30 protein-coding genes and 1 tRNA gene are annotated in these 22,723 nt (G+C 72.5%); 17 read left to right on the forward strand and 14 right to left on the reverse strand.

The window, feature by feature from the left end; translation table 11 throughout:
* Positions 1 to 240 (reverse strand): AAA family ATPase (locus ACLBYG_RS28030; protein ID WP_447683639.1); only part of this gene is annotated, 240 nt, incomplete at its 3' end.
* A 319-nt stretch (positions 241 to 559) separates the two neighbouring features.
* Between ACLBYG_RS28030 and ACLBYG_RS28035 the strand changes: the two genes are divergently transcribed.
* A complete protein-coding gene (locus ACLBYG_RS28035) occupies positions 560 to 790 on the forward strand; it encodes a hypothetical protein (protein ID WP_026605348.1) in 231 nt (76 codons plus the stop codon).
* A gap of 149 nt (positions 791 to 939) precedes the next feature.
* Positions 940 to 1,329 (forward strand): hypothetical protein, encoded by a 390-nt coding sequence (locus ACLBYG_RS28040; RefSeq protein ID WP_020095852.1) that lies wholly within the window; start codon positions 940 to 942, stop codon positions 1,327 to 1,329.
* On the opposite strand, the gene ACLBYG_RS28045 is transcribed toward ACLBYG_RS28040, so the two are convergent.
* A complete protein-coding gene (locus tag ACLBYG_RS28045) occupies positions 1,301 to 1,657 on the reverse strand; it encodes a hypothetical protein (RefSeq protein WP_447683640.1) in 357 nt (118 codons plus the stop codon). The two genes, ACLBYG_RS28040 and ACLBYG_RS28045, sit on opposite strands and share 29 nt — an antisense overlap.
* 74 nt (positions 1,658 to 1,731) lie before the next feature.
* Between ACLBYG_RS28045 and ACLBYG_RS28050 the strand changes: the two genes are divergently transcribed.
* Positions 1,732 to 2,628, forward strand: a complete 897-nt coding sequence (locus tag ACLBYG_RS28050) for a GGDEF domain-containing protein (RefSeq protein WP_447683641.1) — start codon at positions 1,732 to 1,734, stop codon at positions 2,626 to 2,628.
* A 212-nt stretch (positions 2,629 to 2,840) separates the two neighbouring features.
* On the forward strand, positions 2,841 to 3,527 hold the full coding sequence (locus tag ACLBYG_RS28055; protein WP_020095849.1) for a LuxR C-terminal-related transcriptional regulator: 687 nt from the start codon (positions 2,841 to 2,843) through the stop codon (positions 3,525 to 3,527).
* 35 nt (positions 3,528 to 3,562) lie between these two features.
* Here the strand turns inward: ACLBYG_RS28055 and ACLBYG_RS28060 are convergent, their stop codons facing one another.
* Positions 3,563 to 4,774 carry a DNA topoisomerase IB gene (locus ACLBYG_RS28060; RefSeq protein ID WP_447683642.1) on the reverse strand — a complete coding sequence of 404 codons (1,212 nt, stop codon included), beginning with the start codon at positions 4,772 to 4,774 and terminating at the stop codon, positions 3,563 to 3,565.
* A gap of 137 nt (positions 4,775 to 4,911) precedes the next feature.
* Here ACLBYG_RS28060 and ACLBYG_RS28065 point away from each other — a divergent pair, with 137 nt between their 5' ends.
* The 4 genes from ACLBYG_RS28065 to ACLBYG_RS28080 all read left to right on the forward strand — a co-directional run bounded on the left by ACLBYG_RS28065 (position 4,912) and on the right by ACLBYG_RS28080 (position 8,169).
* Entirely contained in the window at positions 4,912 to 6,075 is a 1,164-nt protein-coding gene (locus ACLBYG_RS28065) for a glycosyltransferase (protein WP_447683643.1), read from the forward strand.
* Positions 6,051 to 6,737, forward strand: coding sequence for a class I SAM-dependent methyltransferase (locus tag ACLBYG_RS28070; RefSeq protein ID WP_447683644.1), 687 nt, complete (start codon positions 6,051 to 6,053; stop codon positions 6,735 to 6,737). The genes ACLBYG_RS28065 and ACLBYG_RS28070 overlap by 25 nt, the downstream gene beginning before the upstream one ends.
* A 184-nt stretch (positions 6,738 to 6,921) precedes the next feature.
* Positions 6,922 to 7,488: an NAD(P)H-dependent oxidoreductase gene (locus ACLBYG_RS28075; protein WP_020095845.1), complete on the forward strand. Its 567-nt coding sequence runs from the start codon at positions 6,922 to 6,924 to the stop codon at positions 7,486 to 7,488.
* Between the two features lie 66 nt (positions 7,489 to 7,554).
* A complete protein-coding gene (locus ACLBYG_RS28080; protein WP_447683645.1) occupies positions 7,555 to 8,169 on the forward strand; it encodes a cytochrome b in 615 nt (204 codons plus the stop codon).
* Positions 8,170 to 8,211: 42 nt separating this feature from the next.
* Here ACLBYG_RS28080 and ACLBYG_RS28085 read toward each other — a convergent pair whose 3' ends face one another.
* Both ACLBYG_RS28085 and ACLBYG_RS28090 read right to left on the reverse strand, forming a co-directional pair.
* Positions 8,212 to 9,123 (reverse strand): AprI/Inh family metalloprotease inhibitor, encoded by a 912-nt coding sequence (locus ACLBYG_RS28085; protein WP_447683646.1) that lies wholly within the window; start codon positions 9,121 to 9,123, stop codon positions 8,212 to 8,214.
* Positions 9,120 to 10,085, reverse strand: coding sequence for a 2-hydroxyacid dehydrogenase (locus ACLBYG_RS28090; protein WP_447683647.1), 966 nt, complete (start codon positions 10,083 to 10,085; stop codon positions 9,120 to 9,122). Before ACLBYG_RS28090 ends, ACLBYG_RS28085 begins: the two co-directional genes overlap by 4 nt.
* Positions 10,086 to 10,329: 244 nt before the next feature.
* Here ACLBYG_RS28090 and leuC point away from each other — a divergent pair, with 244 nt between their 5' ends.
* Positions 10,330 to 11,742, forward strand: a complete 1,413-nt coding sequence (gene leuC, locus ACLBYG_RS28095) for a 3-isopropylmalate dehydratase large subunit (protein WP_020095841.1) — start codon at positions 10,330 to 10,332, stop codon at positions 11,740 to 11,742.
* Positions 11,743 to 11,809: 67 nt separating this feature from the next.
* Positions 11,810 to 11,894: transfer RNA gene (locus tag ACLBYG_RS28100), tRNA-Leu, on the forward strand.
* Between the two features lie 467 nt (positions 11,895 to 12,361).
* On the opposite strand, the gene ACLBYG_RS28105 is transcribed toward ACLBYG_RS28100, so the two are convergent.
* The 4 genes from ACLBYG_RS28105 to ACLBYG_RS28120 form a co-directional block, all read right to left on the reverse strand.
* Complete coding sequence (locus ACLBYG_RS28105) at positions 12,362 to 12,496, reverse strand: hypothetical protein (RefSeq protein ID WP_267965754.1); 135 nt, start codon at positions 12,494 to 12,496, stop codon at positions 12,362 to 12,364.
* A 158-nt stretch (positions 12,497 to 12,654) separates the two neighbouring features.
* Complete coding sequence (locus ACLBYG_RS28110; RefSeq protein ID WP_012317770.1) at positions 12,655 to 12,870, reverse strand: hypothetical protein; 216 nt, start codon at positions 12,868 to 12,870, stop codon at positions 12,655 to 12,657.
* Positions 12,871 to 12,874: 4 nt separating this feature from the next.
* Positions 12,875 to 13,276: a thiol-disulfide oxidoreductase DCC family protein gene (locus ACLBYG_RS28115; RefSeq protein ID WP_447683648.1), complete on the reverse strand. Its 402-nt coding sequence runs from the start codon at positions 13,274 to 13,276 to the stop codon at positions 12,875 to 12,877.
* Positions 13,277 to 13,298: 22 nt separating this feature from the next.
* Positions 13,299 to 13,760 carry an anaerobic typically selenocysteine-containing protein gene (locus ACLBYG_RS28120; protein ID WP_020095838.1) on the reverse strand — a complete coding sequence of 154 codons (462 nt, stop codon included), beginning with the start codon at positions 13,758 to 13,760 and terminating at the stop codon, positions 13,299 to 13,301.
* Between the two features lie 211 nt (positions 13,761 to 13,971).
* Between ACLBYG_RS28120 and ACLBYG_RS28125 the strand changes: the two genes are divergently transcribed.
* The gene (locus ACLBYG_RS28125) at positions 13,972 to 15,027 is read left to right on the forward strand and encodes a zinc ribbon domain-containing protein (protein WP_056525360.1); all 1,056 of its coding nucleotides are present in this window, start codon (positions 13,972 to 13,974) and stop codon (positions 15,025 to 15,027) included.
* Between the two features lie 33 nt (positions 15,028 to 15,060).
* Here the strand turns inward: ACLBYG_RS28125 and ACLBYG_RS28130 are convergent, their stop codons facing one another.
* Positions 15,061 to 16,140 (reverse strand): tartrate dehydrogenase, encoded by a 1,080-nt coding sequence (locus tag ACLBYG_RS28130; protein WP_447683649.1) that lies wholly within the window; start codon positions 16,138 to 16,140, stop codon positions 15,061 to 15,063.
* 151 nt (positions 16,141 to 16,291) lie between these two features.
* Here ACLBYG_RS28130 and ACLBYG_RS28135 point away from each other — a divergent pair, with 151 nt between their 5' ends.
* From ACLBYG_RS28135 to ACLBYG_RS28150, 4 genes are all read left to right on the forward strand, one after another.
* Positions 16,292 to 17,026: a response regulator transcription factor gene (locus ACLBYG_RS28135; protein ID WP_354455823.1), complete on the forward strand. Its 735-nt coding sequence runs from the start codon at positions 16,292 to 16,294 to the stop codon at positions 17,024 to 17,026.
* On the forward strand, positions 17,026 to 18,399 hold the full coding sequence (locus ACLBYG_RS28140) for a sensor histidine kinase (protein ID WP_447683650.1): 1,374 nt from the start codon (positions 17,026 to 17,028) through the stop codon (positions 18,397 to 18,399). Before ACLBYG_RS28135 ends, ACLBYG_RS28140 begins: the two co-directional genes overlap by 1 nt.
* A 181-nt stretch (positions 18,400 to 18,580) precedes the next feature.
* Complete coding sequence (locus ACLBYG_RS28145) at positions 18,581 to 18,844, forward strand: GCG_CRPN prefix-to-repeats domain-containing protein (RefSeq protein ID WP_042673859.1); 264 nt, start codon at positions 18,581 to 18,583, stop codon at positions 18,842 to 18,844.
* A gap of 72 nt (positions 18,845 to 18,916) precedes the next feature.
* Complete coding sequence (locus tag ACLBYG_RS28150; RefSeq protein ID WP_447683651.1) at positions 18,917 to 19,258, forward strand: GCG_CRPN prefix-to-repeats domain-containing protein; 342 nt, start codon at positions 18,917 to 18,919, stop codon at positions 19,256 to 19,258.
* A gap of 30 nt (positions 19,259 to 19,288) precedes the next feature.
* On the opposite strand, the gene ACLBYG_RS28155 is transcribed toward ACLBYG_RS28150, so the two are convergent.
* From ACLBYG_RS28155 to ACLBYG_RS28170, 4 genes are all read right to left on the reverse strand, one after another.
* Positions 19,289 to 20,275, reverse strand: coding sequence for an inorganic phosphate transporter (locus ACLBYG_RS28155; RefSeq protein WP_020095831.1), 987 nt, complete (start codon positions 20,273 to 20,275; stop codon positions 19,289 to 19,291).
* A gap of 15 nt (positions 20,276 to 20,290) precedes the next feature.
* Positions 20,291 to 20,932: a DUF47 domain-containing protein gene (locus tag ACLBYG_RS28160; protein WP_042673855.1), complete on the reverse strand. Its 642-nt coding sequence runs from the start codon at positions 20,930 to 20,932 to the stop codon at positions 20,291 to 20,293.
* Positions 20,933 to 21,065: 133 nt separating this feature from the next.
* Positions 21,066 to 21,323 (reverse strand): hypothetical protein, encoded by a 258-nt coding sequence (locus ACLBYG_RS28165; RefSeq protein ID WP_042673854.1) that lies wholly within the window; start codon positions 21,321 to 21,323, stop codon positions 21,066 to 21,068.
* 106 nt (positions 21,324 to 21,429) lie between these two features.
* Positions 21,430 to 21,642, reverse strand: coding sequence for a hypothetical protein (locus ACLBYG_RS28170; protein WP_447683652.1), 213 nt, complete (start codon positions 21,640 to 21,642; stop codon positions 21,430 to 21,432).
* Positions 21,643 to 21,884: 242 nt separating this feature from the next.
* Between ACLBYG_RS28170 and ACLBYG_RS28175 the strand changes: the two genes are divergently transcribed.
* Both ACLBYG_RS28175 and ACLBYG_RS28180 read left to right on the forward strand, forming a co-directional pair.
* Positions 21,885 to 22,097, forward strand: a complete 213-nt coding sequence (locus ACLBYG_RS28175; RefSeq protein WP_447683653.1) for a hypothetical protein — start codon at positions 21,885 to 21,887, stop codon at positions 22,095 to 22,097.
* Between the two features lie 424 nt (positions 22,098 to 22,521).
* A complete protein-coding gene (locus tag ACLBYG_RS28180; RefSeq protein WP_020095826.1) occupies positions 22,522 to 22,713 on the forward strand; it encodes a hypothetical protein in 192 nt (63 codons plus the stop codon).
* The last annotated feature ends 10 nt before the right edge of the window (positions 22,714 to 22,723 follow it).

The raw sequence follows: 22,723 nt of genomic DNA on the forward strand, positions 1-22,723 counted from the left end.
TTCGCGCGCCACGATCTGCGCCAGCGTGGTCTTGCCCAGGCCCGGCGGCCCGACGAACAGCACGTGGTCGAGCGCCTGCCCGGTCTTCCGCGCCGCCTCGATGAACACCTGCATGTTCGCCCGCGCCGCGCGCTGACCGATGAACTCGGCAAGGCTCAGGGGGCGGATCGTCTGATCGACGTCCTCGGTGCGCTTCTCCGGTGTCAGGAGCGCGTTGGTCGGAGGCTTCGACTTGCTCATGAACCCTGCTTCGTGGACCGTGCCGCGGCCCGCGATGGGCGGTCTCGCAGGACGGCTGGGCACCGGCGCGTCCGGTTTTGTTCTTCCTTACCCGTGAAAGCCGGGAAGTCTAAGCGCCGCGGCCGGGCAAGGTGGCCAAGTGTCGTGGCCAGGTGTCGTGGCCAGGTGTCGTGGCCGGGCGTCAGCCCGTGTGGCGCCACCGGCGATGTGAGCGAGCGCACGGGCCGTCGCGATCGACGCAACCGGGATGCAACCGAACCGCCGGCCCGCGCATTCCTGGACCAAACCTCCAAGCATGGCCGCAGGGCGCTTCTCCCCGATGAAACTCCGTACGATCGCTGCCGCCGCAGCCGGCACCGTCATGCTCGCCGTTCCGCTCGCGGCCCAGGCCGCCAACGGCCCGGCCGAGACCAAGGTCGCCGAGGCCAACCCGCAGGTTCATCCCGTCTCGGCGGAGCGGGAGGACGACGTCACATGCAGCCGGGCGCGCCGCCGTCTGTGGATCGAGGGCGAGGGCTGGGTGGTCCGGCGGATCACCACCTGCCGCTGACCGGTGCGCACCAGGGGGCCGATCGGCTGGGCATGACGGGACCGTTACGCACTCTGCGCGACTGGAGACGCGGAACGGCCAATGATCCGGTCTGTTGGCCCCGCACCCGGCGCGCCCCGCGCCCGCCGACACCCCTCGGAGCCGGACCCATGGCCAACCGGACGATCGTGACCCTGCTCGCTCTGGCGGCGGCGGCGCCCGCGTCGGCGCAGACCTTCCGGAGTGCCGATCCCTACGCTCCGGTCGCCTACGCGCCCGGCTACGCCGCCGATCCGGGCTTTGCCGGCGAGTTCGTGCGGGGCACCTATATCGGCGCCCCGCTGACCCGCGTGCCGCGCCCGACCCAGATCGTGCCCACGCCCTGGAGCTACGGCACCTACGGCGTCCCGACGGTGACCGGCATCCAGGCCGCTCCGGCGGCCGAGCCGACCCTGACGGTGATCAACGCCGCCCCCTACGGCCGCCGCGGCGCGCGCGCCGTCGGGGCCGACCCGGTCGCGGGGGCCCGGGTCATCGCGGTTCAGGTTCCCCGGCGCTGAGCGCCGCGAACCACGCCGCGTAGGGCGTGTTGCGGACGAGGTGCCGGTTGAGGTCGGGCGCGCCGTCCGTCCACCAGACCGGCCCGCGCTCGCCGAGTCCGACCTTCGCCGCATCGACCTCGGCCCTGGCGGCGGCGAGCGCCTCCGCGGCGCCCGGCTCGCCCGCGCGCTCGGCCCGCTTGGCCTCCTTCACGCCCCGGCGCGCCGCCATCAGGCGCTGCACCAGCGCGACCCGACAGGTTTCCGACAGGTCGGGATTCGCGCGGCGCCACAGACGCGCCCGGACAACGATATAGCGCCGATCCGGAGTGGTAATGGCCACGCTCATAACGGGGTTCAGCTCCGTTGGGGGGCGGTTAAGCCTTCCAGCTTACACCGCGGATATCGGGTACGGGTCACGCCATGCAGATCGTCATCGTCGACTCGAGCCGCGTCGTGCTGCAGATCATCGCGTCCCTGATCGAGCCGCGCGGCCACGCGGTGCACCCGTTCACGGATTCGGAGCGGGCGCTGGAGTTCCTGGCGGCGACGCCCGCGGTCCGGGTCCTCATCACCAGCCTGGAGGTGCGGCCGCTCTGCGGGCTCGAGCTCTGCTGGTCGGCCCGGCTCCTCGCCGAATCCCGCGGGCCGCTGCACGTCATCACCATGTCGTCGGCCCGCAACGTCCGCAGCCTGGCCGAGGCCCTCGACAGCGGCGCCGACGACTTCATCGAGAAGCCGCCGAGCGCCGAGGAGCTGAACGCGCGCCTGCGCGCGGCCGAGCGCCTGACCACCATGCAGGAGGAGCTGATCCGCCTCGCCGAGACGGACCCGCTGACCGGCTCCTACAACCGGCGTGCCTTCTTCAAGCGCGCGCGGGCCGCCGCGGCACGGGACCCGAGGCCGGGCGCCGTCTCGGCGATCCTCCTCGACATCGATCACTTCAAGCGCATCAACGACGAGCACGGGCACGATGTCGGCGACGTGGCGATCAAGGCCGTGGCCGAGCTGATCGCCGGTGCCGGGATCGCGGGACGCCTCGGCGGCGAGGAATTCGCCGTCATCCTGCCCGGCCGCGGGCTCGCGGAGGCCGTGGCGCAGGCCGAGCGCCTGCGCGCCGACGTCGAGGCCCTGCGGATCCACGGGACGCGGGGTCCGATCGCGCTGAGCTGCAGCTTCGGCGTCAGCACGTGGCGCGACGGCGACAGCGTCGAGGCCATGGTCAAGCGGGCCGATGTCGCGCTCTACGCGGCGAAGGGCGGCGGCCGGAACCGGGTGGTGCCGGATCACAGCGAGGGTATCCGCGCCGTCGCGGGCTGAGCCGGACCGCCCGTCCCAGATCGGCACAGTCCGTCGAGCGGTGTCCCACCGTCGTCCCAGATCGGCGCATTGATTCGCCGAGTATCCGTTTCTGGGGAGCGATTCGGCCAATATAAAGCTTAATATTCGCGAGTTGTTGCTGGAACGGATCTTGGAACTTCGCCTTCGATCCCGGCCGCCTGTATCAAGCCGGGAGAGAGAGGTGCGAGGTCATGAGTACGGCCGTTGGCGTCCTGATCCTGGATGAGCCGGAGGACCTGAGCGCGACGGTTCGCGCCACCCTCGAGCACATGCCCGAATTCCACACCATCGGCGAGGCCGATCTCGACCGCGCCGACGCCGGCAGCAGCGTCGCCCTGGTCTTCCTCGACGAGATCCGGCTGGCCGACGGGATCGCCCGCATCGTCGCCCTGAAGGAGCGCCAGCCGGCGCTGCGCACGCTGGTCGCCTTCGGCGCGCTGACGGCGGACGACCTCCGCGCCCTGCTGGCGGCGGGCGCCGACGCCTTCGTGGCGCGCTCCAAGTCGCCGCGGGACCTCGGCGCGGCGCTGCTCGCCCTGGCGGAAGGCTCGGACGTGCTGGTCCCGCCGGAGCAGCCGGTGGCGATGCCGCCGGAGGCCGGCGAGAGCCTCGGGCTGACGCCCCGCGAGGCCGAGGTGCTGCGCTTTCTGAGTTCCGGGTTCAGCAACAAGGAGGTCGCGCGGCGGCTGGCGCTCAGCGTGCGCACGGTGGAGACCCACCGGCTCAACCTGCGGCGCAAGACCCAGACCGGCCGGCTCAAGGACCTCGTCTCGCTGGCCCGCCAGCTCGGCCTGGCCCCCGTGGTCGATTCCAGCGATCAGGTTCGGCGCGGCACCGACAACCGGTCCTCGGGCAACGACAACCAGTCCCGGCACTGAGAGGGGGATCGGGCGGTCTCGGCGAGACCGCCCCCCTAAGCGGCCGCGGCCGCCTTCCGGGCTCCGGACGCGCGCTTGGCCGTCGTCCCGCTCTTGGACCGCTCTGGTGCCTTCGCCCCGCGTTTCCGCGCGCCCGCCGGCTTGACCCGACCTCCGGCCTTGACGGCGTCCTCGGCGGCAGAGAGGCGCGCCTGCAGGAGTCCCAGCACCGCCGCCTCCTCGGGCCGCAGGCTCGACAGGTCCTCGCTCAGCTCCGATTCGACCGCGTCCTTCACCTGCAGGAGCAGGCCGCCCTCCAGGTAGCAGTCGAGGATCTGCGGGTGGATGTAGCACTTGCGGCAGATCGTCGGCGTGTTGCCGAGGCGGCCCGCGACGTTCTCGATGGCCGCGCGGATGTTGCGCTTGGCCCCGGCCTCGCTGTCGAAGCTCTCGAACTCCCGCAGCGCCAGCGCCGCCAGCACCGTGCCGGCCCAGGTCCGGAAATCCTTGGCGGTGAAGTCCTCGCCGGTGATCTCACGCAGGTACGCGTTCACGTCCGAGGAGGTGACGTCGCGCTGGGTGCCGTCCGGGTCGAGATACTGGAACAGCTCCTGGCCGGGCAGGTCCTGGCAGGCCTTGACGATCCGGGCGACCCGCCGGTCCTTCAGCGACACGTCCCAGGTCTTGCCGCTCTTGCCCTTGAAGCGGAACGACAGGGCCGAACCCTCGATCCGGACATGGGGATCGCGCAGGGTCGTCAGGCCGTAGCTCTTGTTGGTCCGCGCATAATCGTCGTTGCCGACGCGGATCAGCGTGGTCTCGAGCAGGTGGACCACGGTGGCCAGCACCTTGTCGCGGGGCAGGCCCGGCCGCCTCATGTCGGCGTCGACGCGCCGGCGAATGCCCGGCAGCGCGTCCGCGAAGGCCATGATCCGCGAGAACTTGTTGGCCTCCCGCGCCTGCCGGAAATCCGGGTGGTAGCGGTACTGCTTGCGCCCCTTGGCGTCGCGGCCCGTCGCCTGGATATGGCCGTTGCGGCGGGGGCAGATCCAGACATCCGTGTAGGCCGGCGGGATCGCGAGGCCGCGGATGCGGGCCAGCACGGCCCTGTCGCGCACCGGCGCGCCCTTCGCGTCGAGGTAGCGGAAGCCGGCGCCGCTGCGGCGGCGGGTCAGCCCGGGCCGGCCGTCATCGACGTAGACGAGCCCGGCCTCCTCGGCCGCGGCGCGGAGGTCTCCGCCGCTCTCCGCCGTCTCGACGCACGCCATGAACAGCCCCTCCCATCGACGCCGCCGGGCTGCCTCGCCCGGCGAGAAGGCCTTGGACAACCGGCGGCACGGGATCGCCGTTCCGGGCCTGCACATCCGTCGCAGGACGGGCCCCGCCGCCGTGCTAGAGGGGACGGATGCAGTCCGATGCCGAACCCGGGAACCTGCCCGTTCCGATGCGCCGCCTGGTCTTCGTGGTGACCGAGGACTGGTTCTTCGCCTCGCATTTCCTGCCGATGGCCCGCGCCGCCGTCGGCATGGGTCTCTCGGTCGCGGTGGTGACGCGGGTCCGCCTCCACCGGGCCGCCATCGAGGCGACCGGCGCGCAGGTCGTCAACCTGGAGGCCGAGCGGGCGAGCCTCAACCCGATGGCCGCGGGCTACGCGGCCGGGCAGCTCGCCGCGATCCTGAAGGCGCTGAAGGCCGACATCGTCCACTGCATCGCCCTGCGCGGCATCCTGGTCGGCGGCACGGCCGCCGCCATGGCGGGAATCCCGTCCCGCGTCTTCGCCCTGACCGGCCTCGGCCTCGTCGGCGCCCGGAGCGACCGCCTCGGCCGGGCGGCGCGCCTCGCCCTGCGGGCGCTGATCCGGGGGCCGCTGGCCTCGTCGCGGACGCGCTTCCTCTTCGAGAACCCCGACGACGCCCTGGCCCTCGGCCTGGACCCGCTCGACCGGTCGGTGACCGTGGTGGGCGGCGCCGGCGTCGATCCCGCGATCCTCGTCCCGCAGCCGCTGCCGCCGATGCCGCCGCTACGGGTGGCCGTCGTCGCCCGGATGCTGTGGTCGAAGGGGATCGACGTCGCCGTCGAGGCCGTCCGCCTCGCCCGGAGCCAGGGCGCGCCGGTGGAGCTGGCGCTGTACGGCGCGCCGGACCCGTCGAACCGGCGGGCGATCGGCGCCGACACCCTGCGCGCCTGGAGCCGCGACGGCATCGTCTGGCACGGGCCGACGACCGACGTCGCGGGGGTCTGGGCCGGCCACCACGTCGCCTGCCTGCCCTCGCGCGGCGGGGAGGGCCTGCCGCGGACGCTGCTGGAGGCCGCCGCCTGCGGCCGGGCGCTGGTCGCGTCCGACGTCCCGGGCTGCCGCAGCCTCGTGCGCGACGGCGTCGAGGGCCTGCTCGTTCCCCCGGACGACGCGCCGGCTCTGGCCGCCGCGCTGGCGCGCCTGAGCGGCGATGCCAGTCTCGTCGCCGGCCTGGGCGCGGCCGCGCGGGCGCGGATCGAGACCGGGGGCTTCACCGAGACCGCGGTGACCGACCAAGTCCGCGCCGTATGGCGCGACCTGCTGGAGGCCTGACCGTGCGCGCACCGGACGATCCCGCCGGCTTCATCCGCGCCAACACCCGCCTGCTGCCCGTCCCCCACGCGCCCGAGATCCGCCTGCACGTCGCCGACGAGGCGACCGATCTCTGGCAGCGGACCGAGGAGGAGTTGCAGGCGATCGGGCTGCCGCCGCCGTTCTGGGCGTTCGCCTGGGCGGGCGGCCAGGCGCTCGCCCGCTACGTCCTCGACAACCCGGACGTCGCGGACGGCGCGCGCGCGGTGGATTTCGCCTCGGGGTCCGGCCTCGTCGCGATCGCGGCGGCCCGCGCCGGGGCGCGCCACGTCGTCGCCAGCGACCTCGACCCCTTCGCCGTCGCGGCGATCGGGCTGAACGCCGCGGCCAACGGCGTCGGCGACCGCGTCGCCGCGATCGCCGACGATCTCCTCGCCACGGATCCCCGGGCCGACCTCGTCCTGGCGGCCGACGTGTTCTACGAGCGCGACCTCGCCGAGGCCGTGACCGCTTGGCTCGTTCACCTGCAGGCGCGCGGCGTCACCGTGCTGATCGGCGATCCGGGCCGCACCTACCTTCCGCGGGACCGCCTCGACTGCCTCGCGACCTACGAGGTTCCGGTCTCGCGCGCGCTGGAGGATTCCGAGATCAAGCGCAGCCACGTCTGGCGGCTCCGCGGATGACGGATCCGCCGAGACGCTCCCGCCGGACCGCCGCCCGCGCGGCCGCGCCAAGGCTTTATCCGGCGCGGGAATGCGTTACCGTCGAATCGACCCGCGTCGCGTGCCGCGCATGCGCCAGGGTGTTCGGAGTCCCGGATCAGGGCGTGCTGCGGCGGAAGGTTTCGTGGTGAGTGTCGAGTCGAGTGTGAAGCCCAGCCGTGCCCGCGTCGTCGCCTTCTCGGGCAGCGCCAAGCGACCCTCGCGCACCCGCATCCTGGTCGAGGCCCTCGGCGCCGAACTCGGTCGCCTGCGCGGGATCGACCTCGCCGTGTACGACCTGATGGATGCCGGCCCGGGCCTCGGCGCGACGCAGCGGGACGACCTCTCGGCGCCCGCCGCGCGCCTCGTCGAGGCGATCGAGGCGGCGGACGCGCTGATCGTCGGGACGCCTGTCTACCAGGGCGGCTATGCCGGGCTGTTCAAACACGTCTTCGACTTCGTCGACCCGGCCCGGATGATCGGCATGCCGGTGGCGCTGACCGCGACGGGCGGGGGCCTGCGCCACGCCCTGGTGGTCGAGCACGGGCTCCGACCCCTGTTCGGCTTCTTCGCGGCCCACGTCGCGCCGACCTCGGTCTATGCCGGGTCCGACGACCTGGTGGATGGCCGCATCGTCGACGAGACCGTGGCGATCCGGCTGCGCGCCGCGGCCGCGGAACTCGCAGCCCTGCTCGACGTGTCGCGGACGGCCTCGTCCGGCGCATCCGGCTGACGGGAGACTCCCCCGGCCTGAGGCGGGCCCTAGATCGGAGGGGACCACGCTCTTCCGTGAGGGATCATGTCAGGCTCTCCGCTCACGGCCGGCAAGGCGCCGACCGCGCTGCCCGCCACCTACGTCACGGCATCCGGACTGCCGCGCTACCATCCGGTCTCGCAGGCGCTGCACTGGCTGAACGCCGCCCTCGTCCTGGCGGTGCTGCCGCTCGCCTGGGTCGCGATCAGCATGCCGCCGACACCCGCCAAGGGCAGCATGTTCGTGCTGCACAAGTCGGTCGGCCTGACGATCCTGGCGATCGTGGTCGTGCGCATCCTCTGGCGGATGATCCGGCCTGCGCCGCCGGACCCGCAGGCGCCCCGGCTCCTGACGCTGATCGGGCGCGTCAACCACTTCCTGCTCTACGCGATCTTCCTGATCATGCCGATCAGCGGCTACCTGCTGAGCGCGCTGTCCGGGCGCGACACGCCGTACTTCTGGCTGTTCACGATCCCGGGACTGCCGAAGGACGACGCGACGCAGAAGATCTTCGAGTCGATCCACGTGTTCGGCCAGTGGCTCGTCTACGCCCTGGTCCTGCTGCACGTCGCCGGCACGGCGTGGCACTTGGTGATCCGCCGCGACGGTCTGCTGGAGCGGATGCTGCCGGTCCAGGACGGGCGCGGCTCGTCGCGCTGACGCGCCCGTCATCGAGCGCGCGGCCGTCGTCGCTCGGTGCGCTCAATCGACGCGGCGCAGGACGAAGGTGGTGCCGACCTCGGGATCGCGCCGCCACCGGCCGTCGCCGCTCGGCACGAGGTCGATGCTGTGGCCGCGCTTGGCGGTCAGCGTCATCCGGCCCTTCGCGTAGCGCCAGCGCACCGGATCGAACACCTCCAGGCCGCTGTCGTGGCAGCCGGGGACGATGTGCACGCCGCCGCCGACCCCGTCGAGGTTGATCCGGCAGGTATCGCGCTGCTGGAAGCGGTCGAGGGCGTAGAGGCCCGGCGCCGGCCCCGCCGAGGCGGTCGCGGCCGAGGCGGTCGCCGGCGGCTGCAGCTCGGCCGGCACCGGGGCCGCGGTCTGGAGCGGGGAGGGGGCCGGGCTCGCCGGATCCGTCGGCGCGGTCTCGGGCGCGGCGGCCGCGTCGGCCGGCCGCATCGCGACGATGTCGAGGGGAACGAGACTGTAGCGCTCGCCGCCCTCGGCCTGAGCGACGAGGCTGCGCTGGTCCGGCCGCTTGGCGAAATCGAGGACCGGGCGGACGTTGCGATCGACGAGGCGGACGGCCCCGTCGACGAAGAGCCAGCCGGCGACGCTGTTCAGGACCGGCAGGGCCCGTCGGCATCCGGCCGGGAAGCGCAGCCGCTGCCCCGCCTCGCCGCTGTCGAGCACCAGCGTCATGACGCAGCGGCGGTTGGTGCCGTCCCGCGACAGGTCCCAGGTTCCAGGCACCTGCCCGAGCTTCTCGGGGAGGCTCGGCGGCGCGGTCGGAGCCGGGGGCACCGCGAGCGTCTCCACGGCCGGCGGAGGGGACGGCGGTGCGGCCTCGTCGGTAGCGGCGGGCACGTCCTGGGCGGCGGCCGGCCGGACGATCGCGGCGGTCGCGATCAGCGCCGATGCGGCCAGCAGGGCGGCCTTAGCCTGTCTCACGCGGTCGGTCTCCAGGGTGTCTCGGCGACGGGCGTCAGCGGACCCCGTCCCTCGAACCACGAGACGACGTTGTCGACCACGAGCTGGGCCATCGCCGCGCGGGTGTGCTCGGAGGCCGACCCGACATGCGGCAGCAGCACCGTGTTGTCGAGGGCGGCGAGATCCGCGGGCACGTGCGGCTCGTTCTCGAAGACGTCGAGGCCGGCGCCGAGGATCGTGCCCGCCTTCAGCGCCGCGGTCAGCGCCGCCTCGTCGACCAGGGTGCCCCGGGCGACGTTGATCAGGATGCCCTCGGGACCGAGCGCCTCCAGCACGGCCGCGTCCACGAGGTTGCGCGTGTCGGCGCCGCCGGGCGCCACCACGATGAGGATGTGGACCGCGCGGGCGAGGCCGATCAACGTATCGTGATACGTGTAGGGTATGTCGGCCTGCCGGCTGCGGCCGTGGTAGTCGATCGCGACGCCGAAGCTCTCCAGGCGGTGGGCGATCGCCCGCCCGATCCGGCCGAGACCGAGGATGCCGACCCGTCGCCCGCGCAGCGATGCCGTGAGCGGGAAGGGCGCCTTGGGCCAGTGGCCGTCCCGCAGGTAGCGGTCGGCCTGGGGGATCCGCCGCAGGGTGGCGAGGGTGAGGCCGAGGGCGAGGTCGGCGACCTCGTCGGTGAGGACGTCCGGCGTGTTGGTGACGACGATCCCGCGCCGCTGCGCCCCGGCGGCGTCGACGGCGTCGTAGCCCACGCCGAAATTCGCGATCAGCTCGAGGTTCGGCAGCCGGTCCATCAGCGCCCCGTCCACCCCGCCGCCGACGCAGAGCGCCCGGATCCGCGGGCCGATCTCGGCGAGCAGGGCCTCCGGGTTCGCGGCCTCCGCCAGCCGGTGGACCCCGTACCGCCCCGCGAAGGCCTTCTCCACCAACGGGTGCATCTTCCGGAGCAACAGGATCTCGACCGGGGCCTCAGCCATCGTTCACTCCCACGTTCGGCCGCGCGTCGGTGTCGGCCGCCTCCCCCGTCCCGGCATAGAGCCTGTGCGGGGTGGGGCGCCAGCGCGCAGGAGTGGCCGGCGGTGACAACCGCGCGGATCAGCCGGGCGGCCGTTCGGCCGGCACAGGGCTCGCCTCTTTCGAAAACCGCGCGCGATGCCTACTAAGGACCACGCATCATCGCGAGAGTTCTGCACCGACCCCAATCGCCGAAGACGAAGACCGATGACCAGCCCGCGCACCCTCTACGACAAGATCTGGGACGACCACGTCGTCGATGTCCAGCCGGACGGCTCCAGCCTCCTCTACATCGACCGGCACCTCGTCCACGAAGTGACGAGCCCGCAGGCCTTCGAGGGTCTTCGCGTGGCCGGCCGCAAGGTGCGCCATCCGGAGAAGACGTTGGCCGTCGTGGACCACAACGTCCAGACCTCGGACCGCTCGCAGGGCATCGAGGATCCCGAGAGCCGCACGCAGCTCGAGGCGCTCGCCGAGAACGTGCGAGACTTCGGCATCGAGTTCTACGACGCCCTCGACCGGCGCCAGGGCATCGTCCACATCATCGGCCCGGAGCAGGGCTTCACGCTGCCCGGCCAGACGATCGTGTGCGGCGATTCGCACACCTCGACGCACGGCGCCTTCGGCGCGCTGGCCCACGGCATCGGCACCTCGGAGGTCGAGCACGTGCTCGCCACCCAGACCCTGGTGCAGCGCAAGGCCCGGAACATGCGCGTCTCCGTCGATGGCACGCTGCCGCCCGGCGTGACCGCGAAGGACATCATCCTGGCGATCATCGGCGAGATCGGTACTGCCGGCGGCACCGGCCACGTCATCGAGTATGCCGGCGAGGCGATCCGCGCGCTCTCGATGGAGGGCCGGATGACGATCTGCAACATGTCGATCGAGGGCGGTGCCCGCGCCGGCATGGTCGCCCCCGACGCGACGACCTTCGCCTACGTGAAGGACCGCCCGAAGGCGCCGAAGGGCGCGGCCTTCGACGCGGCCCGCCGCTACTGGGAGAGCCTCGTCACCGACGCGGGCGCGCATTTCGACCGCGAGGTGCGCCTCGACGCGGCCAACCTGCCGCCGATCGTCAGCTGGGGCACGAGCCCCGAGGACGTGATCTCGATCCAGGGCCGCATCCCGGACCCGTCCGAGATCGCCGACGAGAACAAGCGGCAGTCGAAGGAGAAGGCGCTCGCCTACATGGGCCTGACGCCGGGCACCCGGATCACCGACATCACCCTGGACCGGATCTTCATCGGCTCCTGCACCAACGGCCGCATCGAGGATCTGCGCGAGGTCGCGCGGGTCGTCGGCGACCGGAAGGTGCACGAGGGCGTCTCGGCGATGATCGTGCCGGGCTCCGGCCTCGTGAAGGCGCAGGCCGAGGCCGAGGGTCTCGACAAGATCCTGAAGGCGGCGGGCTTCGACTGGCGCGAGCCGGGCTGCTCGATGTGTCTCGGCATGAACCCGGACAAGCTGCGTCCGGGCGAGCGCTGCGCCTCGACGTCGAACCGCAACTTCGAGGGCCGCCAGGGTCCCCGCGGACGCACGCACCTCGTCTCTCCGGCCATGGCGGCGGCCGCAGCGGTCACCGGACACTTCGTCGACATCCGGGAGTGGCCGCAGGGCTGAAATCGCGATTGACGCCGGCGGCTCCGTTGCCTAAACGGAGCCGTCGCCGGCCGATGGCCGACGGCGAGCCCAGGTGGCGGAATTGGTAGACGCGCTGGTTTCAGGTACCAGTCTCGCGAGAGGTGAAGGTTCGAGTCCTTTCCTGGGCACCAAATGCCTGACAGCAGCCCGCCAACGCAATGGCGGGCTTTGTTGTTTCTGGGGTGCGGGATCTGCGGACCGAGGATGCGGGCGCCCGTCCCGCCTCTCGGGCCGTCAAAGCCCGACCCACTGTCCGCGTATCGGTCGCCCCGTTCGACCGACCGGCCCCGGCGCTGTGCCGCCGTTTCCTCGGCTGTGGCGAGCCATGCGATCACGGGGCGGCGAGGAGGCACGGCGGTAGGAGTGGTCGTCCGGGCCTCAGGGGGCACCGTTCGACCTGGAGACCGGAACCGCGCTGCCTCCCCGCGCGTAGACGAGGTCTCGACATTCCCCCAGCGAGATCACCTCGAACCGCCCGGCTCCGGCCGCGGCGGTTTTTTCGTGCCCCGCGCTGCGACAGCGCCGTGCGCGCGGCGGCGTGACGTCCCTCCGGGGATCCACGCAAACCCGCCGGCACGGCCGCGCCGGCTTCTCCCGATCACGCTGCGGTGACGCGCCGGTAGCTCGCCGCGAACGCCTGGGCTTCCTCGTGCGTCAGATCGGTGACCACCAGCCCCGGCGCGTAGACCGTCCAGCGGCCGTCGTTGTCCTCCGATATACGGATCTCGACCACCGCGGACCTCCTCGATTGCGAGTGGAAGCTCACCGCTACTCTCGCGAATTGTTGTGGGGGCGCAATACCTCTTAAGGTGCTGGGGTTTCCTCCGGCACGGAGACGCGGCGGCATCCGCGGGAGCCCATTTCCCGGCAGGGGCACGCCCCGCGTGACCGCTACAGCCAGCGCTCGTCGAGGTCCGTGGCGTTCCTGTCCGCGACGGGCTGCGTCTCGTCACCCTCGGCGAACACCACCACGTCGTCCGGTCCGACGTCGCGGGTCGCGTAGAAATCCCAGCGCCGGTGGATCACGCGCGGACCGCCGAAGATCCGGTAGGCGTTCCAGTACCGGTCGTCCCGGAAGCCGACATAGTGGACGCAGCGGGTCGCCATCGGCTCACCGGAGGCGGGCCATCAGCCGGGCCAGGCGCGGCCGCAGCGGCAGCGACAGCCGGTAGGCCAGTTCGGCGACCGGCAGAATCGGCCGGACACCGAGGACGCGCAGGTCGACCAGGCGGCCGAGCCAGCGCCAGCCGGGCAGTGTCTGCCAGAGGCGCGCGAACGCGGCGGCGCCGGAGATCAGCTGCCCGTCCGCGGTCCGGACATGGAAGCGGCGCAGGGCCCGGGCTCGGTCGAGATCCGCGCCGAGCGCCGGCTCGGGCGCCCCGGAGCCGACATCGACGAAGGCGAGCCGGTCCGCGCCGGCGCACCGGCGATACTGGCCGATCTCGGCCCGGCACAGTGGGCAGCCGCCGTCGTAGTAGACGCTGAGCCGCCCGTCGGAGCGATCCTCGGCCATGGCCGCGCCGTTGCTCAGGGGCTCAGTTCGCGGGCGGGCTCAGGACAAGCTTGCCCTTGAAGGGCGCGTCGGCGTTGCGCGTGCTGGTGCAGGCGTACTCCTCCTGGCCGGCCTTCATCGTCCGCAGGCGCAGCGTGCCCTTGCCGTTCTGCTTGACCGTGTAGCCCTTCTCGCTGGCGACATGCACGAGGTCTCCGTCGGCGTGCAGCACGAGGCCGTTCTCGAACTGCCCGGGCGCGGTGATCGTCACCGGCGCGTCGGCGCTGCTCACGATCTTCAGCGCGACGTTGGTGTCGGCCGGAAGCTTGAGCTCGGCCGGGTCGCAGACCGGCTTGCCGTCCTTCAGGCTGATCGTCAGCTCCACGGGCGGCATCGCGTCTGTGGCGGGCGGCGGCAGGGGCTTGCCCTGAGCCAGGGCCGGCCCTGCGGCCAGGACAGCGGAGAGAGCCAGGAGCGTCGCCGATCCGCGCGCGAGTGTCAGCATGTGGGTTCAGTCCCGATTGGAGAGGCAGCGCGCTCCGCCGAGCACACCGGCGGGAAAGGCGGCGCGGTCCGCGACGTTCCCGGGCGCAACGCCGCACCCGGGCGGATGCCAGCGATCGCGCCCGCGGGTCCCGCCGCCGGATCAGCCGGCATATCCCGGGGGCGTCACGCGGTATAAGGACCCGCTTCGGTTTTGAGTGAGGTCGATTCGCGTGCGGTCCGGTTCAAGGCTCTCCGAGCGCTGGTTCACGCTGGCGCTCTGGCTCGTCGCGCTGGTCTTCGCGTGGTTCCTGATCGGGCTCGGCTCGCTGGTCGTCGGCGATCTGCCGCAGGTTGAGCACCGCTACACTCTCGACCAGTTCCTCGACACCGACCAGGGCACGGCGTCGGCCGAGGCCCTCAAGCAGATCCGCCGGGAGCAGGACGACAACCGCCGGACGGTCGAGCAGGACCAGCTCGCCCTCGAGGCTGCGCAGGCCGCCTCCGAGGGCGCGCGCGAGACCTTCGCCAACTGGCTGAAGACCCGCGACGCCACGCAGCGGGTCGACCAGGATCCCGGGCTCATCGCGCGCACGCAGCAGCTCGACGCGCTGAAGGCCGCCGAGCGCACCATCGAGGAGCGGCTCGCGGCCCTGGCGCGGACGGGACTCGACCTGTCGGAGCGCGAGGCGGCGCAGCTGCGCGTGGACACCGATCTGCGGGCCGCCGCGCAGACGCGCCTCGACGCGGCCGAGCGCGGCCAGGAGCTGCGCGTCTTCGGCTATCGCCTCGCCCTGACGCTGCCGCTGCTGGCCCTCGCCGGATGGCTCCTGCTCAAGCGCCGCCGCACCCGCAACTGGCCCTTCGTGTGGGGCTTCGCCTTTGCGGCGGCCTTCGCGTTCTTCGTCGAGCTCGTGCCCTACATGCCGAGCTACGGCGGCTACGTGCAGTACGGCGTCGGCGTGATCGTCACCCTGGTCGCGGGCCGGGCGGCGATCAACGCGCTGCACGCCTACCGCGCCCGGCAGGCCGTGGTGGAGGCGCGCCCGGACGCCGAGCGGCGGACCGAGATCGCCACCGACCAGGCCCTGGCGCGCCTCGCCAAGAAGGCGTGCCCGGGCTGCGAGCGGCCGATCGCCCTCGACGACGCGAGCACGAATTTCTGCCCCCATTGCGGGCTCGGCATCTTCGCGCACTGCCCATCCTGCGCACAGCGCAAGAGCACCTTCGAGCGCTTCTGCCGGGCCTGCGGCACCCGGAGCCCGGATCTCGCGAGCGAGGCGCCCTGAGGCCGCCCGGGCACCCGGGCACCCGGGCACGCCTCAGGCGTTGTCGCCCCAGATCGCCGCGATGACCGCGTCGGTGACCTGACGGGTCGTCGCCGTGCCGCCGAGGTCCGGCGTGTGCAGGTTCGGATCCGCGGTGACCCGCTCGACCGCGCGCATCAGCCGGTCGGCGGCCGGTTTCTCGCCGAGGTGCTCCAGCATCTGGCACGCCGTCCAGAAGGTCGCGACCGGGTTGGCGATGCCCTTGCCGACGATGTCGAAGGCCGAGCCGTGGATCGGCTCGAACATCGACGGGTAGGTCCGCTCCGGGTTGATGTTGGCGGTCGGCGCGATGCCGAGCGAGCCGGCGAGCGCCGCCGCGAGGTCCGACAGGATGTCCGCGTGCAGGTTCGTCGCCACGATCGTGTCGAGGGTCTCGGGCTTCGTCACCATGCGCATCGTCATGGCGTCGACCAGCATCTTGTCCCAGGTCACGTCCGGGAAGTCCTTCGCGACCGCGGCGGCGATCTCGTCCCACATCACCATGGCGTGGCGCTGGGCGTTGGACTTGGTGACCACGGTGAGCAGCTTGCGCGGACGGGAGCGGGCGAGCTCGAACGCGTAGCGGATGATCCGGTCGACCCCCGAGCGGGTCATCATCGAGACGTCGGTGGCGACCTCGTTGGGATGGCCCTGGTGGACCCGGCCGCCGACGCCGGCGTACTCGCCCTCCGAGTTCTCCCGCACGATCACCCAGTCGAGTTCCGGACCCGAGACGTTGCGCAGCGGGCTGGTGATGCCCGGCAGGATCCGGGTCGGGCGGACGTTGGCGTACTGGTCGAAGGGCTGGCAGATCGCGAGCCGCAGGCCCCAGAGGGTGATGTGGTCGGGCACGTCCGGCGCCCCAACCGCGCCGAAGAAGATCGCGTCGTGGTTCCGGATCTGGTCACGGCCGTCGGCCGGCATCATCGCGCCGTGCCTCTTGTAGTAGTCCGAGCCCCAATCGAAATGGTCGAACTGGAAAGCGAAGGCGCCGGTCTTCTCGGCCAGCGCGTCGAGCACCTCGATGCCGGCGGCGATGACCTCGACGCCGATGCCGTCCGCCGGAATGGCCGCGATGGTGTAGGTCTTCGTCATGGGTGTCTTCTCGTGTGTCTTCAGGGGCGAGACGAGAAAGCGAGCGCGTGACGGTGGGCGCGGGCTCGGTGTCCGGATCGGGACGTGTAACGTTTTGTGACACTGTGCAGTTTCGCGTTGCCGTGCCGCCGGCCGCCCCTATGCTCGCCCCATGCACGAGGGCACCACCATCGCCATCGTCGAGGACGATCCCGACATCCGCGCCCTGCTCGCCGGCTACCTGGAGGGCGAGGGGTTCCGCGCCGTCGCCCTCGACGGCGGCGCGGCCCTCGACCGCCTGATCGCGGCGGGCCCCGCGCCCGACCTCGTCGTCCTCGACTGGATGCTGCCCGGCGAGGACGGCCTCTCCATCTGCCGCCGCCTCCGCGACGCCGGTGGCCCGCCCGTCGTGATGCTGACCGCCAAGGACGAGGACATCGACCGTGTCCTCGGCCTGGAGATGGGCGCCGACGACTACGTCTCGAAGCCGTTCAACCCGCGGGTCCTGCTGGCCCGGATCCGCGCGGTCCTGCGACGGGCCCACGGCGTCGGCGGCCAGCCCGCCGCGGCCGCCTCCGAGCGTCTCAGTGTCGCCGACCTCGTCGTCGATCTCGCGGCCCGCACGGTGATCACCGGCGATCCCGCCGCCGAGATCCCGCTGACCAGCGCCGAGTACGACCTGCTCCACTGCTTCGTCACCCGGCCGCAGAGGGTGCTCTCGCGCGACCAGCTCCTCGACTGGACCCGGGGCCGGACCGCCGACGCCTTCGACCGCACCATCGACGTCCAGGTCAGCCGCCTGCGGCACAAGCTCGACGCCTCGGGCAGTCAGGCCGCGTCCCTGCTCAAGACCGTGCGCAATGCCGGCTACATCCTGGCCGCCCCGGTCCGCTCCGGAACACCGTGATGGGCCGCGTCGGGCTCCTCGGGCGCATCATGCTGCTCCTGCTCGGCGCCCTCTCCCTGCTCGTCCTCGCCACCGTGGCCCTGGATCACTGGCAGCGCCGGGAGGAGCGGCTGCCCGCGGGCTCGCGCTTCCCGCGGGTCGACCAGGCCGCCGGCATCATGATGCTGCTGCGCGACGCGGATCCCGCCCAGAGGCCGGCCATCCTGAAGGCGGTCAGCGGCGAGGTGCTGCGGGCCGAGATCGTCGACGCGCCGCCCGACACCGTCGACCTGATCCGCGAGCCCCGCCTGGAAGCGCGGATCCGGCGGATGACGGCCGAGCCGGCCGACCGCGTCCAGGCCTACACCGACGCCGCCCTGCTGCGCCGCGGCGTCGATCCGGCCAACATCGCGCAGGCCGAGCGCGCCGGGCCGGTCGGACGCCTCGCGCTGGCGACCTACCGGCTGCCCGACGGCCGGTACGCGGTGATCAGCGCGGCCGAGCATCATCGCTCGCTCATGCCGTGGCTGTTCGGCCAGCCGCTGAGCCTCTGGGTGGCTGTGCTCGGCGCCGCGGCGGCCGGTCTCGTCCTGGTCGGCACGCGCCACGAACTCGCGCCGCTGCGCCGCCTGACCGACGCGGTCTCCCGGTTCGACGGCCGCGCCCCGGAGCGGGTGAGCGCGCCCCGGGGGGCGCCCGAGATCCGGCGTCTCGCCCAGGCAGTGCAGGGCATGCAGGAGCGGATCGCCGGCCTCATGGCCGAGCGCTCGCTGCTGATCGGCGCCATCTCGCACGACCTCAAGACCTATCTGACGCGGCTGCGCCTCCGCGCCGAGGTGGTGGCGGAGCCGCTGCTCCGGGACAAGCTCGTGGCGGATCTCGACGCCATGACCGAGCTGATCGAGGCGTCCCTGGGGTTCGCCCGCGGCACCGCCGTCGAGGCGACCCGGGCGCCGGTGGATCTCGCCGATCTCGTCGCCGTCGAGGTGGCCGAGCACGCCGCCCAGGGCGCCACGATCAGCCTGACCGGCGAGGAGGTGCGGGACGCCACCGTGGCCGGCGACGCGGTCGCCCTGCGCCGGGTCGTGGCCAACCTGATCGGGAACGCCGTCAAGTTCGGACGCTCCTCGGTTGCGGTGGCGGTGAGCCGGGCCGGGACGGTGTGCCGGATCGTCGTCGAGGATGACGGGCCTGGCATTCCCGAGGCGGAGCGGACGGCGGTGTTCAGCCCGTACTACCGAGTCGAGCGCTCGCGCAGCCGGCAGACCGGCGGGACCGGTCTGGGCCTCGCCATCAGCCGGCAGATCGCCGAGGCCCACGGCGGCACGGTGGTGGCGGAGGCCGGCGCGGACGGCGGCGCGCGGCTCGTCGTGACCCTGCCGAGCCTGTCCTGACGGCGGGCCGCAACGGGCCCGCAACCGGCCGTTACACATCGTTACAGGACGGCGCTCCCCGGTCACATCCGGGCAGCGCGCGCGGACGAACCTTCGCTCACACGCCGCGGCGGATCCTCCGTCCCGGCGGCGGCAGCCGGCCCCGGGCCGCGCTGCCCGATCGAGCAGAAGGAGATCACCGATGCTGAAGGTTCTCGCTCCCGCCGCCCTCCTCGTGAGCCTCGCGGTGCCCGCCTCGGCGCTGCCGCTGGTGCAGGACGCCGTCTCCGACGGCGCCGACGGCGCCCGGATCATCCAGGTCTACGGCGGCTGCGGTCCCTACGGCCATCGCGGCCCGTACGGCGGCTGCCGCACCGGCGGCCAGTGGGGCGGCTACATCCGCGGCCGCTCGTGCCCGGCGGGCTTCCACATCGGCCCCTACGGCCGCCGCTGCTGGCCGAACTGAGACGCCGGGACGCCCGATCGCGTCCCCCGTTCCGTGTCCGGCCCCCCGTGGAGACACTCCCGGAGTCGAGTCATGATCCGCACTCTCGTCCTGCCCGTGGCGCTCGCCGCGGGGGTCCTGTTGGCCGGCTCGAGCGCCGAGGCGCGCGACGGCTGCGGGCCCGGCTTCCACCGCAACGTCTACGGCTGGTGCCGGCCGAATCTGGGCTACAGGCCGTTCGTCTACGTCCCGGTCTATCCGCGCGTCGGCTACCGGTGGCACTACGGCTACCGCTGGCACCGACGCTTCGCGTGGGGCGGCGGCTATAACTGGGGCGGCTTCCGCCATGCCGGCTGGCATGGGGGATGGCATGGGGGATGGCATGGAGGCTGGCACGGGGGCTGGCACCACGGCGGCTGGCACCATCGCTGGTGAGTCCGGGGCGGATCCGGCCGCGCCCGTTGGCTACGGCAGGACCAGGCCGGAGGCCGCGTAGGTCAGGGCCGCGACAAGGGCCGCGGCCGGCATCGTGATCACCCAGGCGATCACGATGCCCTGCGCGACGTTCCAGCGGACCGCCGAGACCCGGCGCGCGGCGCCGACGCCGACGATGGCGCCCGTGATCGTGTGGGTGGTCGAGACCGGGATGCCGAAGGCCGTCGCGGCGAACAGCGTCGCGGCGCCGCCGGTCTCGGCGCAGAACCCCTGCATGGGCGACAGCCGCGTGATCTTCGACCCCATCGTGTGGACGATGCGCCAGCCGCCCATCAGGGTGCCGAGGGCCATGGCGGTCTGGCAGGACAGCACCACCCAGAGGGGCACGTGGAACGCCCCGCTCTCGCCGTGGGCGTAGAGCAGGGCCGCGATGATGCCCATGGTCTTCTGGGCGTCGTTGCCGCCGTGGCCGAGGGAGTAGAGCGAGGCCGAGACGAACTGCAGGCCCCGGAACACGCGGTCCACGGCGTGCGGCGTCGAGCGGACGAAGATCCACGAGACCGCCAGCATCAGCAGCAGCCCGAGGGCGAAGCCCAGGGCCGGCGAGAGGACGATGGCGGCGCTGGTGGCGATGACGCCGGGCCAGACGATCACGCCGACCCCCGCCTTGGCGATGCCGGCGCCGAGCAGGCCCCCGATCAGGGCGTGGGAGCTGGAGGACGGGATGCCGGCGTACCACGTGACCAGGTTCCACGTGATGGCGCCGCCGAGCGCGCCCATGATGACCCGGTCGTCCACCGTCGCGACGTCGATGATGCCCGAGCCGACCGTGCCGGCGACGTGCAGGCCGAAGACCAGGAAGGCCACGAAGTTGAAGAACGCCGCCCAGAACACGGCGTAGCGGGGCGCCAGCACCCGCGTCGACACGATCGTGGCGATGGAGTTCGCGGCGTCGTGCAGCCCGTTCAGGAAGTCGAAGACCAGGGCCAGGACGATGAGGACGACGAGGAGCGTCACGCGGCGACCTGCGGCTCAGACATGTTCGACGACGATGCTGCTGATCTGGTTCGCCACGTCCTCGAACCGGTCCATGACCTTCTCCAGGTGGCCGTACAGCTCGGACCCGACGAGGAAGGCCATGGGGTCCCGCCCCGAGGCCTTGAACAGGGCCTTCAGCCCGTCATTGTGCAGGTCGTCGGCCCGCCCCTCCAGCTCGATGACGCGCTCGGTCAGGCTGTTCAGCGCGGCGGCGTTCTCGCCGAGGGCCCGCAGCTTCGGCAGCGCCTCGGCGGTGACCTGCGCGGCCTCCTGGATGACCGCGCCCATCTCGCGCATCGCCGGCTCGAAGGTGGTCACCTCGAAGAGCTGGACCGCCTTGGCGGTCTTGAGCATCTGGTCGATGGCGTCGTCGAGGGAGCCGACCAGGGCCTGGATGTCGCCGCGGTCGAACGGCGTGATGAAGGTCCGGCGGACCGCCAGCAGCGCCTCGCGGGTGATCCCGTCGGCCGCGTCCTCGTGGGCCGCGATCGCCGCGTAGGCCGCCGGGACGGCCTGAGTCCCGTCGAGAAGTCCTCGCAGGGCGGCCGCGCCGTCCTCGAGCGTCCGCGCGTGACGCTCGAAGAGATCGAAGAACCGGTCCTCCCGCGGCATCAGGGCGCGAAACCAAGCCAGCATGGCGTGTCCGGATCGAGAGGTCGGCGCGGCGGCCGGGTGCGACGGCACCCGGCAGGCACAACGGGCGAGAGCGCCGACCCGATCCGGGAGCCGGCAAACAATCTGCCGGCGGGGCGGCGCCGGCCGGCGCCGCTCAGCGGACCGGGCTGGCGGCGGCGTGGAGCCAGCCGAAATCCACCGGGTAGCCGAGCCCGTGCAGCATCTTGACCCGCTTCCAGGAGGCCGACCGCGCCGCGGCCGCGTCCTGCCCGGCGTCGATCTCGGCGCTCTCCATCTCCTGGAGCTCGCGGGTCAGCGACTCGCGCAGGCCTGCGGCCTTCATGTTGCCGAGCGCGGCGGTGAAGGCCTGCTCGGCGATCCGAACCTGATCACAAATCTGACGCACGCTCATCAGTACCGATCCCTCCAGCCCGGCGTGAACACTGCATTTCCGCAGTGAACAGGTAGCTATCACGCGCGCCGGCGGCGGGAGATGTACGTCTTTGGTGCAGCGCTAGTCACCGCATGGGGAGCAGGCCGGGTCGCCGCATCGTCCCCGGCGGACGCGCCCAGCGCCGCTTGCGCCCGAAGGTGCGGCGCGGATCGGCGAGGCGCGCGTCCATCTCCATCTTGCGACCCAACCGCGGCTGGACGCTGGCGCCGATCGCCACCAGCGCGGCCGAACCGATCAGCGCGACGAGTACCGCACCCCAGAACACGCTCTCGAACATCAGGCACTCCCGGTCTGGAGCCCCGCCGCGGACCTTTCCGGACTGCGGACGATTGCTGATGAAGCTAGACCATTCCCGCGAATGTAATCAACGCCCTGTATCGCTGGGTATTCAACTGTCGACAACTGATTGCGCCCACCCGCGACGCCCGCGCTCGTGGCGGGCGTCCCGTCCTTGCGCGGGATCAATGCGCGCCCGGCCCCGGTCTCCCACGATCCCCGCGCCCAACCGGAGCCCGGACCATGCGCCTCTATCGCGTCACCTTCTACAAGACCGTCGCGGACGATACCGGCCACGAGCACCGGGTGCGGCAGCGCGCGATCCTGGTCCGGGCACAGTCGGAGGTGTCGGCCGTCTGGCAGGCCAAGGCGCTGCTCTGCGCGGGGGCCCGGGTGGTCGACTGGCGCCTGCGCGCCGACAGCTGCGAGGTCGCGGCCCTGCCGGCCGTCGCCTAGGTCGACCGGACCTGCGGGCGCCGGGACCGGCCCGGATCCGCGCCGGCCATCGACGTCTCACCCGAGCCCGTCCCACTCGCTTCCTGGACGTGCGGGTGGATCCGAGACGACGGGGTGCGGCCTCCGCGCTCGGCCTCGTGACCGGGACCGCGCCCCGGCCGCAACGTCAGCGGGTGCGGCACCGCACGCCGCGGGACCGGGCCCGTCCCGCTGCGGCCCCATTCCGCTGCGACACGGCCCCGGTCGGCGAGGCGATCGCCAGCGCCCGCTCCCTCTGCCTCGCGGTGGCGGCGACGATCCCGACGCCGGACCCCGCTCCCCGCCGAGCCCGCCTCGGCGGGCCGGGCCGATCGGGGCGGATTTTACCAAGCGTTCATCCTCCGGGTGTCCGATCCGGAGGGTCACAGGCGGGAAAGCGAAAGCGATGCCGAGCGAGACGAACCGAGCGATTCAGGATGCCCCGGCGCAGGAGCCGATCCTGGAACTGTGGCGCATCCTCGCCCTGGCGCTCATCGTCGCGGCCGGCATGCTGTTCGTCCATCTGGTCGTGCCCGCCGAGGCCGACGCGGCCCCGGTCGCCACGGCGCAGATCGCGGGCGCCCAGATCCTGCGGTGACGGGCACGGC

The organism is Methylobacterium sp. D53M (genome assembly GCF_053345625.1).